The sequence below is a fragment of the Pinisolibacter sp. DMC19 genome, from assembly GCF_056313985.1.
This window is the reverse complement of record NZ_JBQUZF010000001.1, coordinates 840401-854254: the sequence shown is the minus strand read 5'-3', so window position 1 is coordinate 854254 and position 13854 is coordinate 840401. Positions and strand designations below refer to the sequence as shown.

General features: G+C 69.1%; 9 protein-coding genes. 2 read left to right on the top strand and 7 right to left on the bottom strand.

What is annotated here, in order from left to right; genetic code table 11:
* Positions 1-28: 28 nt before the first annotated feature.
* The 3 genes from ACT53U_RS03845 to garL all read right to left on the bottom strand — a co-directional run bounded on the left by ACT53U_RS03845 (position 29) and on the right by garL (position 2725).
* Positions 29-874 (bottom strand): aldo/keto reductase, encoded by an 846-nt coding sequence (locus tag ACT53U_RS03845; RefSeq protein ID WP_476152873.1) that lies wholly within the window; start codon positions 872-874, stop codon positions 29-31.
* A 106-nt stretch (positions 875-980) separates the two neighbouring features.
* The gene (glxR, locus tag ACT53U_RS03840; protein ID WP_476152871.1) at positions 981-1862 is read right to left on the bottom strand and encodes a 2-hydroxy-3-oxopropionate reductase; all 882 of its coding nucleotides are present in this window, start codon (positions 1860-1862) and stop codon (positions 981-983) included.
* Positions 1863-1945: 83 nt separating this feature from the next.
* Complete coding sequence (gene garL, locus ACT53U_RS03835; RefSeq protein WP_476152870.1) at positions 1946-2725, bottom strand: 2-dehydro-3-deoxyglucarate aldolase; 780 nt, start codon at positions 2723-2725, stop codon at positions 1946-1948.
* A gap of 394 nt (positions 2726-3119) precedes the next feature.
* Here garL and ACT53U_RS03830 point away from each other — a divergent pair, with 394 nt between their 5' ends.
* Complete coding sequence (locus ACT53U_RS03830) at positions 3120-3860, top strand: FadR/GntR family transcriptional regulator (protein WP_476152868.1); 741 nt, start codon at positions 3120-3122, stop codon at positions 3858-3860.
* 34 nt (positions 3861-3894) lie between these two features.
* Here ACT53U_RS03830 and ACT53U_RS03825 read toward each other — a convergent pair whose 3' ends face one another.
* From ACT53U_RS03825 to gudD, 4 genes are all read right to left on the bottom strand, one after another.
* On the bottom strand, positions 3895-4974 hold the full coding sequence (locus ACT53U_RS03825) for a LacI family DNA-binding transcriptional regulator (RefSeq protein ID WP_476152866.1): 1080 nt from the start codon (positions 4972-4974) through the stop codon (positions 3895-3897).
* A 168-nt stretch (positions 4975-5142) separates the two neighbouring features.
* The gene (locus ACT53U_RS03820; protein WP_476152864.1) at positions 5143-6219 is read right to left on the bottom strand and encodes a mannonate dehydratase; all 1077 of its coding nucleotides are present in this window, start codon (positions 6217-6219) and stop codon (positions 5143-5145) included.
* A gap of 76 nt (positions 6220-6295) precedes the next feature.
* Entirely contained in the window at positions 6296-7654 is a 1359-nt protein-coding gene (locus ACT53U_RS03815) for an MFS transporter (RefSeq protein WP_476152862.1), read from the bottom strand.
* A 517-nt stretch (positions 7655-8171) separates the two neighbouring features.
* Positions 8172-9524 (bottom strand): glucarate dehydratase, encoded by a 1353-nt coding sequence (gene gudD, locus ACT53U_RS03810; RefSeq protein ID WP_476152860.1) that lies wholly within the window; start codon positions 9522-9524, stop codon positions 8172-8174.
* 410 nt (positions 9525-9934) lie between these two features.
* Between gudD and ACT53U_RS03805 the strand changes: the two genes are divergently transcribed.
* The gene (locus ACT53U_RS03805) at positions 9935-13819 is read left to right on the top strand and encodes a caspase family protein (protein WP_476152858.1); all 3885 of its coding nucleotides are present in this window, start codon (positions 9935-9937) and stop codon (positions 13817-13819) included.
* Positions 13820-13854: the final 35 nt, after the last annotated feature.

Below are 13854 nucleotides of genomic sequence, written 5' to 3'. Positions count from 1 at the left end.
CCGGCGCGTTTCCCCGCGCCTCGTGTTCTCACAACATTTCCAGCGGCGTCGCCCGGTGGGGCGGCGGGAAGGCGCGATCGAGGGCGGCGCGCAGATCGGGCGTCATGCGGATGTCGAGCGCGCCGAGGTTCTCGGCAAGGCGCCGGCGACTGGACGCCTTGGGAATGGCGATGACGTTGCAGGCGTCGATCACCCAGGCGAGTGCCAGCTGCGCGGCGGTGACGCCGTGGCTCTCGGCGATCGCCTTCAGTTCGGCATCGAACAGCAGACGGGCCTGTTCGAGCGGCGAATAGGCCATGATCGGCAGGTTGACCGACCGCGCCCAGGGCAGCAGGTCCCATTCGACGCCGCGGCGCGACAGATTGTAGAGGATCTGGTCGGTGGCGCAGGCGGCGCCGCCGGGAACCGACATCAGCTCGCCCATGTCGGCGAGGTCGAGGTTGGAGACGCCCCAGCGGCGGATCTTGCCGGCCTTCCTCAACGCCTCGAAGGCCGCGACGGTCTCGGCGAGCGGGTGTTCGCCGCGCCAGTGCAGCAGATAGAGGTCGAGCCGATCGGTGCGCAGCCGCTTCAGCGAGGCTTCGCAGGCGGCGATGGTGCCGGCCCGCGAGGCGTTCCAGGGATAGACCTTGGAGACGAGGAAGACCCGGTCGCGGCGGCCGGCGATCGCCTCGCCGACCAGTTCCTCGGAGGCGCCGTCGCCGTACATCTCGGCGGTGTCGATCAGCGTCGCGCCGCGGTCGATGCCTTCCTGGAGGGTGGCGATCTCCTCGGCGCGACGGCGCCGATCCTCACCGATCATCCACGTGCCCTGACCGATGGCGGGCACGACGGTGGCATCGAGCAGGCGGACGGTTTTCATCGGACGTCTCACGAGTAGCCCGACGGCGGGCGGAGGATCGTGCGGTGCATTCCCGTGAAGGGGCCCCGGCGACCGTGGAGCGGTCGCCGGGGTGGTCGAACCGGCGGGGCGAGCCGGTTCAGGCCACTTCGTGGTTGGCCAGGAGCTCGAGCGCCTTGACCATGGCGGAGTGATCCCAGCCCGAACCGCCGCGAGCGGCGCAGGCGTTGAACAGCTCCTGGCAGGTTGCGGTGTTCGGCAGGGCGACGCCCATGGCCTTGGCCGCGCCGAGGGCGAGGTTGAGGTCCTTCTGGTGGAGCGCGATGCGGAAGCCCGGATCGAAGGTGCGCTTGACCATGCGGTCGCCGTGGATCTCGAGGATCTTCGACGAGGCGAAGCCGCCCATCAGCGCCTCGCGGACGCGCGCCGGATCGGCACCCGCCTTAGAGGCGAAGAGGAGGGCTTCGGCGACCGCCTCGATGTTCATGGCGACGATCATCTGGTTCGCCACCTTGGCGGTCTGGCCGGCACCGACGCCGCCCACCAGGGTGATGTTCTTGCCCATCAGCTCGAACAGCGGGCGGATCTGGGCGAAGATCTCGTCCTTGCCGCCGACCATGATCGACAGGGTGGCGTTCTTGGCGCCGACTTCGCCGCCGGAGACCGGGGCGTCGAGATAGTCGCAGCCGAGCGCCTCGATCTTCGCGGCGTACTGCTTGGTCTCGATCGGCGAGATTGACGACATGTCGACGACGATCGAGCCCTGCTTCAGGCCTTCGGCCGCGCCGTTCTCGCCGAACAGCACCGCACCGACGTGCGGGGTGTCGGGGACCATGACGAAGAAGATGTCGCAGGAAGCGGCGACGTCCTTGGACGAGGCGCAGGCCTTCAGGCCCTTGGCGACCAGCTCTTCCGGCAGCGGCTTCTGGTCATAGGCATAGACGGTGTGGCCGGCGGCGAGGAGATGGCCCGCCATGGGGGTGCCCATGATGCCGAGACCGACGAAACCCAACGTGGACATGTGCTTGCTCCGATTTCCGCGGATGCCGCCCGAGGCCGTGCATCCGTCGCGTGAGGAAGGGGAAAGGGGGCGGGTGCCCGGATTCAGCGGTATTTCTCGCGCAGGCCCAGCGTCGCGGCGCGGAAGGCGCCGAGATCGGAGCCGACGGCGATCATGCCGACGCCCTGGTCCATGTAGCGGCGGGCATCGGCCTCGACGGGCGCGAGGATGCCGGACGCCTTGCCGGCCTTCTCGGCGGCGGCGAAGACCTTGGCCATGGCGGCCTGCACGTCGGGATGCGCCGGGTTGCCGAGGTGGCCCATGGCGGCGGCGAGGTCGGACGGTCCGATGAACAGGCCGTCGACACCGTCGACCGCGGCGATCTCGGCGGCGGCTTCGACACCGGCGCCGTTCTCGATCTGCACCACCACGGCGATGTTGGCGTTCACGGTGCGGAAGTAGTCCGCCACCGTGCCGTACTTGTTGGAGCGCTGGGCGACCGACACGCCGCGCACGCCTTCGGGCGGATAGCGGGTGGCGGCGACCGCGGCCTTCGCCTCTTCGGCCGACTGGACGAAGGGGATCAGGAAATTGTGGAAGCCGGCGTCGAGCAGGCGCTTGATCAGCACCGTGTCGTTCCAGGCCGGGCGGACGACCGGGGCCGAGGGGCTGTCCTTCAGCGCCATCAGCTGCGGGATCAGCGACAGGACGTCGTTGGGCGCATGCTCGCCGTCGAGCAGGATCCAGTCGAAGCCGGCGAGGCCGAGCACTTCGGTGGAGATCGGATTGCCGAGCGAGCACCAGACGCCGATCAGGCGCTCGCGCTTCTTCAGCGCTTCCCGGAAGCTGTTGGGAAAGGCCGTGTAGGGTCGATCGTGGGTCATCGCTGCGAAACCTTCCGTGGGGCGCGGTCGCGCCGTCCTCGCATCGGCGAGGGAGGCATCCGGCTCGCCTTGTCGTTAGTCATCATATGACATGGCCGGACTATAGCCGACTCTTATGATGACACAAGGTGGTTTCGTCGCTGCGGCGCATCACGGGTTTTGACGGACGATCTTGCACAACGTATTGAAACGACGTGTTGTTGCACTGCAAATCGAGGAGACCTGCGCGGATCTCCGTACTTGCCCCGATGTGGTATGATGTCATACTTTGTGGAGAGTGAAGGTCGCCGCTTCGCGGACGAGTCGTCCGTGGCGCGACGAATGCCTTCGCCGTCATCGTTCGTCGATCGCGCGCGGTTCCCCGCGTGCTCGGGCGAACCGAACAGAGGCCGTCATGCCGCCAGCCCGGACGTCGCCACGTCGCCGCTCGCTCGCCGAGGGGATCGTGGACATTCTCTCCGCCCGCATTCGTTCCGGCGATCTCGCGCCGGGCACGCGTCTTCCCACCGAACCGGAGATGACCGCCGAACACGGCGTCAGCCGCACCGTGGTGCGCGAGGCGATCTCGCGGCTGCAGGCTGCCGGGCTCGTCGAGACCCGGCACGGCATCGGCACCTTCGTGCTCGAACCGTCGCCGCGCTCGCGGCTGGACGCCGGCGTGGTGCTGACCATCCGCGACGTGCTGGCGATGCTCGAGCTGCGCATCAGCCTCGAGACCGAGGCGGCGGCGCTCGCCGCGCGGCGGCGCGACGTCGACGATCTCCTGGCGATGCGGACGGCGCTCGACGACTTCGCCGCCGACGCCGGCCTCGGCCAGAGCGGCGTCGAGGCCGACTTCCGCTTCCACATGAGCATCGCCAAGGCGACGCGGAACCGCTGGTTCGAGACCATCTTCCACGATCTGGGCACGACGACGCTGCCGCGCACGCGGCTCGATCTCCGGGCACTGCCGGGCGACTTCGGCCCGGACTATCTCAGGCGGACCAATCTCGAGCACGAGGCGGTGCTGGCGGCGATCGAACGCCGCGACGCCGAGGCGGCGCGGGCCGCCATGCGCATGCACCTCACCAACAGCCGCGAGCGGCTGAAGCGCATCGACGAGGCGGTCTCGGCGGAGCTGGCCGGGCCGATGTGATCGGAACGTCGATCGTGCGGGAACCGTCGCGCGGTCAGGTCGTCTCGCGTTCGACAACCGAGAAGCCGACGTCGACGACCGGATCGGCGACCGGCTTGCCGGCGAGCCGGGCGAGCAGCATGTCGGCGGCGGTGTCGGCGATCTTGCGGCGATCGACGAAGACCGAGGAGAGGCGCGGCGAGGTGTTGGCGGCGTAGTCGAAGTCGCCGAAACCGACGACGGCGACGTCGTTCGGCACCGAGAGACCGCGTGCCTGAACCTCCATCACGATACCCAGCGCCAACGCGTCCGACGAGCAGAAGACGGCGCCGCGGAAACCACCGTCGAGCATCTCGCCGATCGTCTCGCGCCCCATCTGCACGTTGCTCGGGGCCGGCGTGAGGTGGTTCTCGGGCACCCGGCCGGAGAGCTCGGTCACCGTGGTGACGAAGCCGTCGCGTCGCATCATGGCGCGTTCGTCGCCGGCCGAGATCGTGGCGTAGCGACGATGGCCCTTGGCGACCAGCAGCCGGGCGACCGCCTCGCCGACGGCGCGATGGGAGAAGCCGACCGCCATGTCGATCGGCTTGCGCGACAGGTCCCAGGTCTCGACGATCGGGATGCGGGCGGCGCGCAGCACGCGGCGTGTGACGGCGGAGTGGAACGTGCCGGTCAGGTAGAGCGCATCGGGGCGGCGCGACAGCACGGCGCGCACCAGCTCCTCTTCGCGCACCGTCTCCGGATAGCCGGAGAGCCCGAGCAGCACCTGATAGCCTTCGGCCGCCAACCGGTCGGCGGCATATTGCACGGTGGTGGAGAACATCATGTGGGCGAGCGTCGGCACGATCGCGGCGATCAGCCTGGTGCGCGACGAGGCGAGGCCGCCGGCCAGCATGTCGGGGACGTAGCCGAGTTCGTCGACGGCGGCGCGGACGCGTTCGCGCACGTCGGGCGAGACCGTGTCGGGCTGGTTGAGGACGCGGCTCACCGTCATCGCCGAGACGCCGACCCGCTTGGCGACGTCCGACAGTGTCACCCGGCCGGAGCCGGCGCGCGTGCCGCGGCGACCGCGCGTCGCCGGATCGGCGGCGTCGTCGGCATCGTCGGGGGCTTTCGGGGGCGTCTGGTGGTTCACGATCGGCCTCGATCGGTCATGCCGTCTGGGGTGGTGGTGGCGGCGGGCGGAATCGGCCGTCGCCGCGACGCATCATGGTGGAACATTGGCCGATCGCGTCGGCCGTGAAAAGAGCGACGGCGGCGGGACCTCCGCCCCGCCGCCGTCGCATCGTCGTCGTCGCTCGGATCAGGCGGCCTGGATCAGGGCCTGGGTGTAGCCGAGGCAGAAGGCGAAGAAGCGCTCGCGACCGGGGTCGACGTCGGAGAGCGGCACGTGGTCGGGGCACAGCACGCCGTCGTAGCCGACCTCGCGATAGGCCCGGATCGCCGCCGCCATGTCGACGCTGCCCTCGTCGGGCATCGCCTCGCGGAAGTCCAGATAGCCGCCCTTGATGTTGCGGAAGTGGACCATGAAGATCTTCTTCTCGCGGCCCAGCTCGCGGATCGCCTCGAGGACGATCGCGGTCGGGTCCTTCGACATCTCGGCGATCGTGCCCTGGCAGAAGTTGAAGCCGTGGTACGGGTTGCCGGGGGCGAGGGCGAGGAAGCGGCGCAGGCCGTCGAGCGAGCCCAGCACGTGGTGGACGCCGTTGAGACCACCCGGCGGATAGGCCGGATCGTGAGGATGGCAGGCGAGCCTGACTTTCGCCTCCGTCGCCGTCGGCAGGATGGCGTTCACCAGATACTCGATCGCCGCCCAGCCCTCGGCCTCGGAGATGCCGCCGGCTTCCGACGCCATGATCTGGCCGCCGGCCTCCGCCGTCTTCATCAGCGCCTTCGGGGTGTGGGTGGTGCCGTGACCGTCCTCGGGCAGCACCGTGCCCCAGTAGGAGAAGGCGGCGTCGGCTTCCGGCGCATATTCCTCGGCCTTGAAGGTCGAGCACTTCATGCCGCCGCGACCGTCGGTGACGCCGGTGCGGGTGATGCCGACCATGGCGACGGTGTATTTCACCATCGGAATGCCGGCCTCGCCCGCCGCGCGGATGTTCTGGCGCAGGCGTTCGGCGGTCTTCTCCGCCTTCGGCCGGTCGCGCAAGCTGTCGAGCAGGATCGAGCCGACGTCGAGGGCGAGGCCCTCGAGCTTCATGCCGAAGCTCTCGATGCGCGCCTTCTGCGCCTTCAACCGCTCCACGTCCCAGGTGCCGTCGTCGTTGCAGACGTCGCGGTTGGGGCGGGTGTCGACGACGATGCCCTTGGCGCCGAGCTGGGCTGCGAGCCGGAGGCGGTCGTCGGTCGGGGCGATCAGCTGTTCGCCGATGTACATGATCGAAGTCCTCGGTCGGGAGAGGTCGGTCGGAAGGGACGGGGCGGGCGGGGGACGAGCCCCCGCCCGAGGGTGGTCACTTCTTCAGTTCCATGCGCTTGATCTCGCCGACGATCAGCAGATAGCTCGCCGCCGCGACCAGACCGTTGGCCGCCACGAAGACCAGGGCGCCGTTGAACGAGCCGGTGATCTGGACGATGTAGCCGATGATGATCGGGGTGGTGATCGACGAGATGTTGCCGCACATGTTGAACACGCCGCCGGCGAGGCCGGTGATCTCCTTGGGCGCGGCATCCGACATGACGGCCCAACCGAGCGCGCCGATGCCCTTGCCGAAGAAGGCGAGAGACATGAAGAACACGACCAGCGGGATGTTGTCGGTGTAGTTGCAGAAGACCATCGCCATCGAGAGCAGCATGCCCATGACGATCGGGGTCTTGCGGGCGAGCGACAGCGAACCGCCGCGACGCAGGATCCAGTCGGAGATGATGCCGCCGAGGATGCCGCCGGTGAAGCCGCAGATGGCGGGGATCGAGGCGATCATGCCGGCGTTGAGGATCGACATGCCGCGTTCCTTCACCAGGTACACGGGGAACCAGGTGATGAAGAAGTAGGTCAGGGCGTTGATGCAGAACTGGCCGATGAAGATGCCGCTCATCATGCGCGAGCCGAACATCTGGCGGATGTAGTCCCACTTGGCGCCGCCATCGTCCGACTTGGCGGCCGCGACGGGGCTGTCCATGTTCACCAGACCGCCACCTTCGGCGATGTAGGCGCGCTCGGCGTCGTTGACCGACGGATGGATGGCCGGGGCCTTGATCACCTTCAGCCAGATCGCCGAGACGATGATGCCGAGGGCGCCCATGAAGCCGAAGGCCCAGGGCCAGCCGGCGGCATGGGTGATGTAGCCCATGATCGGGGCGAAGATGACGGTGGCGAAATACTGGGCCGAGTTGAAGATCGCGGCCGCGGTGGCGCGTTCCTGACGCGGGAACCAGGCGGCGACGACGCGGCTGTTGCCGGGGAACGACGGGCTCTCGGCGATGCCGACCGCGAAGCGCAGGGCGAAGAGCACCAGGACGGCGGTGGCGCCGGCGAAGAAGCCGACGAAGCCCTGCATGATGGTCACCAGCGACCAGATGAAGATCGACAGCGCATAGACGACGCGGCTGCCGAAGCGGTCGAGCAGCCAGCCGCCCGGCAGCTGTGCCAGCACGTAGGCCCAGCCGAAGGCGGAGAAGATGAAGCCCATCTGGGCCGAATTGATGCCGAGTTCCTTGGAGAGTACGGGGCCGGTGATCGCGAGGACCGCACGGTCGGCGTAGTTGATCGACGTGACGACGAACAACATCACGACGATCCACCAGCGGAAGTTCGTCCTCTTCACCGCATCGGCGGCGGCAGATGCCGTTTCGTTGATTGAGATGCTGGACATACGGGCTCCTCCTTCGAATGTCGCGGGAGCGGGGGCCGGCGTCACGCAATTTCTGCGACCGGGCGCTCCGATGTTTTGATAGCGCTCACATCCGACACTTCTGTTAGCGCTAACTATCGATTCACGCAAGAGTGCGAGCGGCGAATTCTTCTGCGTGCCAACGCGTATCTGCGGAAAAGCTGGTGATGGCGGCCATTTCGATGACAATCGGTCGCGGTAGAAATACAGATCGCAGAAAATGCAATACTGAATTACTGGGCATTCCGAATTTGCATGTCACGGGCGCCGAGCGAATACGATCGCGGACTTGCCGCGTGTGCGAATGATCGTTTTGCAGTGCAAACAACGGGTGAGGGCGGCGAGGCGCGACGAGGCGTGCCGCGGGTGGGTGCGGCCGACCGGAGCGGGCGTCGTCGTGGGGCCGTGCCGAACGACGAACGCCCGGCACGGGGCGCCGGGCGTCGGATCGGTCGTTCGAGGGTGGCGGCGCCGTCGTGTCGCCGGCGCCGCGGCTTCGTCAGCGCACCAGACAGGGCTTCTTGTTGTCGAAGGTCCAGCCGGGGATCAGGTACTGCATCGCCATGGCGTCGTCGCGGGCGCCGAGGCAGTGCGCGACATAGAGCTCGTTGGCCTTGGCGACCTGATCGAGGTCGATCTCGATGCCGAGACCGCCCTTCTTCGGCAGGGCGAGCTTGCCGCCCTGGATCTTGAACGGCGCCTTGGTGAGGCGCTGGCCGTCCTGCCAGATCCAGTGGGTGTCGATCGCGGTGACGTTGCCCGGCACCGCCGCCGCCACGTGAGTGAACATGGCGAGCGAGACGTCGAAGTGGTTGTTGGAATGCGAGCCCCAGGTCAGGCCGAAGGCATCGCACATCTGACCGACGCGGACCGAGCCCTGCATCGTCCAGAAATGCGGGTCGGCGAGCGGGATGGTCACCGACTGCAGCATGATCGAATGGGCCATCTGGCGCCAGTCGGTGGCGATCATGTTGGTGGCGGTCGGCAGGCCCGTGGCACGACGGAACTCGGCCATCACCTCGCGGCCGGAGAAGCCGCCCTCGGCGCCGCAGGGGTCCTCGGCATAGGCGAGGATGCCGTGCTTGTCGCGGCAGAGGCGGACGGCCTCCTTCAGCGACCACGCGCCGTTCGGGTCGAGGGTGATGCGGGCGTTGGGGAAACGCTCGTGGAGGGCGACGATCGCCTCCATCTCCTCGTCGCCGGAGAGCACGCCGCCCTTCAGCTTGAAGTCTTCGAAGCCGTAGAGCTCGTGGGTCGCCTCGGCGAGACGGACGATCGATTCCGGCGTCAGCGCCTCTTCGTGGCGCAGGCGGAACCAGTCGTTCTCGGCGTCGGGCTCGGAACGATAGGCGAGATCGGTCTTGTTGCGGTCGCCGACGTAGAAGAGATAGCCGAGGACCGACACTTCCTCGCGCTGGATGCCTTCGCCGAGAAGGGCGGCGACCGGCACGCCGAAGAACTGACCGACGAGGTCGAGCAGCGCCGCCTCGACCGCGGTCACCGCATGGATGGCGATGCGCAGGTCGAAGGTCTGCAGGCCGCGGCCGCCGGAATCACGGTCGGCGAAGGCGGCACGCATCTTGTTGAGGATGGTGTTCCAGGTGCCGATCGAGGCGCCGACCACCAGCGGGATGGCGTCTTCGAGCGTCTTGCGGATCTTCTCGCCGCCGGGGACCTCGCCGACGCCGGTGTTGCCGGACGAATCGGTCAGGATCACCAGGTTGCGGGTGAAATAGGGGGCATGGGCGCCCGAGAGATTGAGCAGCATGCCGTCGTGGCCGGCGACGGGGATGACGCGCATCTCGGTGACGACCGGCGTCGAGCCGGCGAACTGCTGGGCGATCTGGTTCATCGAGGTCTCCTCCGGCGGGATCGCTTGGGGTCGTCCCGGCCGTGTGATCGTTGGATAGAGCGGCCGGAGCGACCCGGCGCGAAACTGGAGAACATGATCGACGGCGGTGGATGAGGCCGCGCTTGCGATCGAACACCGTATGTTAGCGCTATCACGATCGGTGTAGCGCGAGTTGACGGGAATTTCCAGCATGGAATCGCACATCCGTGTCTCTGCGCATCGAGGCGAGGCGGATCCACGGGGGGCGCTCGGGCGCCGTACTTCGGGAAAGGGGCGGCGTCCGCGGTGCTGCTTCGACCAAAGAAGAGTCGGTTCGACCGCGGGTGACGGCATTCGTAATCGTTGCGGCGATTGACCGCCGACGGCGCGGTACCCGATCATTCCGGCCTCAAACCGACGAGGTTCGCCCGATGCGCCGTGTCTTCCACAATGCCCTTCTCGCCGCCACGCTTCTCGCCGGCATCGACGGGGCCGCGGCCGCCGACCGGGTGGCGCTGGTGATCGGCAACTCCGCCTATCGGACGCAGAGCCCGCTGCCGAACCCGGTCAACGACGCGGCCGACGTCGGCGCCATGTTCCGCCGGCTCGGCTTCGACGTGGTCGAGGGCACCGATCTCGACGGTGCCGGGCTCAAGGCCAAGCTCAAGGAGTTCCGCGACCGCCTCGACGGCGGGTCGCTGGCGCTCTTCTACTATTCCGGCCACGGCGTGCAGATCGACGGGCGCAACTATCTCGTCCCGGTCGATGCCAAGATCGACAAGCCGGACGACGTGAAGCTCGAGACCGTCGACATGGACCTCGTGCTGCAGATGATGCGGGCCGAGGACCGCGTCTCGGTCGTGGTGCTCGACGCCTGCCGCAACTCGCCCTTCGCCCGGTCGCTGAAGCGCGCCTCCAAGGGCGGTGCGACGCGGGCGGCGGAGAGCGCCTACGGCGGTCTCGCCGAGATCAAGAGTTCGGTCGGCTCGGTCATCGTCTATGCCACCGACCCCGGCAACGTGGCGCTCGACGGCGAGGGGCGCAATTCGCCCTTCACCGAGGCCTTCCTCAAGAACGCGCCGCAGCCCGGGCTCGAGATCTCGCGGATGATCAAGCGCGTCCGCCTCGACGTGGTGCAGTCGACCGGTTCGCGGCAGGTGCCGTGGGACAGCTCGACGCTGGTCAACGACGTCTATCTCGCCGGCGGAGCGCCGGAGGAGACCCGCGTCGCCCTCCACACGCCCGAGCCGCCGGCGGCGCCGGATGCCGGTACCGCGGCGGGCGCACCGGTCGAGACGCGGGCGTCGATCTCGCCGACGCTCGCCCCGAAGCTCGACGCGCCGGCTGCCGGGGCCCCACCCGCGGCGCGGCCGGAGAAGCCGGCCGAGGCGAGTGCGGGCGTGCTCTGCGATCGGCTCGCCTCCGACCGGCAGGACACGCTGCGCGATCCCAAGGTACCGCCGGTGCGCACGGTCGACGTCGAACGGGCGATCCCGGCCTGCGAGAAGGCGGTCGCCGAGAACCCGAAGGAGCTGCGCTATGCCAACCAGCTGGGGCGCGCCTACTCGCGGGCCGAGCGCTGGCCGGACGCGCTGCGGGTCTTCAAGGAGGCGGCGGGGCGCGGCTCGCCCTATGCCACCGGCGAGGTCGGCTATCTCTACTATCGCGGCTTCGGCGGCGTGACGAAGGACTATGCCCAGGCGCGGCCGTGGTTCGAGAAGGCGGCGCAGCTCGGCGTGCCGATGGCGATGACCAATCTCGCCTTCATCTACACCCACGGCATCGGCGTCGAGAAGGATCTCGACAAGGCGCTCTCGTGGCTCCGTCGCGGCGAGGCGATCGGCTTCTCCGGCGCCATGACGACGCTCGGCGAGCACTATATCCAGGGCCTCGGAGTGCCCAAGGACGTGGCGCGCGGGCTGGAGCTGATCAATCGCGCGATCGAGATGGAAGACCCGGAGGCGATGGTCGAGCTCGCCCTGCTGCATCAGCGCGGCATCGGCGTGGCGCAGGACTACGACGCGGCGCGGCGGTTGCTCGAGAAGGCGGCGGCGTTCGATTCGCCCAACGGCATGTACAATCTCGGCTTCTACTATCTGAAGGGCGACGGCGGCGTGCCGCGCGACTATGCCATCGCCCGCGACTGGTTCGCCCGCGCCGTCCGCCACGACGGTTCGGATTCGATGCTGGCGCTCGCCCACATGAAGCTCGAAGGGCTCGGCGAGCCGGTCGACGCCAAGGGCGCGCGCGCCCTGCTCGAGCGGGCGGCGGCCTACGACAATGCGGTCGCCATGGTCTATCTCGCCCGCAAGCTGCGCGACGGCGTCTTCGGCGAGATCGACGAGGCGGCGGCGCGCGACTGGCTGAAGCGGGCGATCGCGCTCGACAGCGACGAGGCGCGGGCGCTCGTCGCCGAGATGGACCGGCCGGAGACGCCCGGCCAGACCTGCGACCGGCTGGCGGCGATCGAGAGCGATCCGCTTCGCCCGCGCGAGGTGAAGGGGCTGAAGTCGTCGGCCGAGATCGTCCATGCCCGCGCCGTCCCGGCCTGCGAGGCGGCGGTGAAGGCGGCGCCGGCGACGCTGCGCTATGCCGATCAGCTCGGCGCATCTTATGTCTCGGCCGAACGCTGGGCCGACGCACGGCGCGTCTTCGAGGCGGCGGCGAAGAAGAAGTCGCCCTTCGCGGCGTTGTGGATGGGCAACTTCGCTGCTCGTGGCCTCGGCGGGGCGAAGGATCAGGGCGCGGCCAGGACGTGGTGGGAACTCGCCGCCTCGCTCGGCTCGCCGGACGCGATGTTCAATCTCGGCGTCGCCCATGCCGATGGGCTCGGCTCGCCGAAGGATCTCGCCAAGGCCTTCCGGTGGTACGAGAAGGCCGCCGCTGCCGGTCACGTCGACGCCGTCCACGAGGTCGCCGAAGCGCACTACTTCGGCCGCGGCGTGGCGGAGGACAACGCGAAGGCGCGGCAGTGGTTCGAGAAAGCGGCGGACCTCGGCGTCGCCGCCGCCAAGCGGCGGCTCGGCGAGATCTGGCTTGAGGGCCAGGGCGTCAAGGCCGACCCGGTCGCGGCGCGGCGCTGGTTCCAGCGCGCGGCGGCCGACGGCGACACGGGCGCGATGCGGCGCCTCGCGGCGCTCTATCTCGACGGCAAGGGCGGCGACCGCGAGCCGGCCAAGGCGCGCGGCCTGCTCGAACAGGCGGCCGACGGCGGCGACGTCGCGGCGATGACGACGCTCGCCCAGTATCTGCTGGCCGGCACCGTCGGCGACAAGGACGAGGACGGCGCGCGCGGCTGGTACGAGAAGGCGGCGGAGGCGGGCGACGATGCGGCGAAGACCTGGGTCGCGGTGCATGCGCCGACGGCGGCGCCCGACATCGCCAAGGGCGAAATCTGCGACGCGGCGGCGAGCACCGCCGAGGACCCGCTGCGCTCGGTCGAACATCCGCCGGTGGAACAGGTCGATGCTCGGACCGCGATCCCGGCCTGCGAGGCGGCGCAGGCGGCCGATCCGGCGAACCTGCGATGGGCCGATCAGCTCGGCCGCGCCTATCTCGCCGGCGACCGGCAGATCGACGCGCTGCGGGTGTTCCGGCAGGCGGCGGAGGCGGGCTCGGCCTATGCGGCGCTGTGGGTCGGCAACTTCCACGACCGCGGTCTCGCCGGGCTGACGGCCGACGCCGACGCGGCGCTGACCTGGTGGGAGAAGGCGGCGGCGCTCGGTTCGCCCAACGCCATGCACAATTCCGGCGTCACCCATTGGGACCGCGCCAAGGAGGGCCGCGAACCGGCGACCAATTTCCCCGCGGCGAAGGCGTGGTTCGAGAAGGCGGCGGCGCTCGGCGAGCCGACGTCGATGCTCTATCTCGCGCTGATCCATCGCGACGGCGTCGGCGTGGCGGCCGACCGGGCGCGCTATCGCGACTGGCTCCGGCGCGCGGCCGAATTCGGCCAGCCCAACGCCATGCGCATGCTGGCGGTCGACCTGCACAACGGCACCGACATCGCGGTCGACGACAAGGCGGCGCGCGGCTGGCTGGAAAAGGCGGCGGCGACCGGCAATGTCGGGGCCCTCGCCAATCTCGGGCTCTTCCTGCTCGAGGGCTGGGGCGGGCCGAAGGATCTCGCCCGCGCCCGCACGCTCTTGGAAAAGGCGGCGGCCAAGCAGAGCGTCGATGCCATCACGCTGCTCGCCAAGGCGCACGAGACGGGCGCCTTCGGCAAACCCGACCGCAGCGAGGCCAAGCGCCTGTGGCGGCTCGCCGCCGACCTCGGCGACGAGGACGCGAGCGCGGCGCTGCAGCGGCTGAAGTGACGGCGCCTGCCGCAGAACCCGTGATTTTCCCGCCG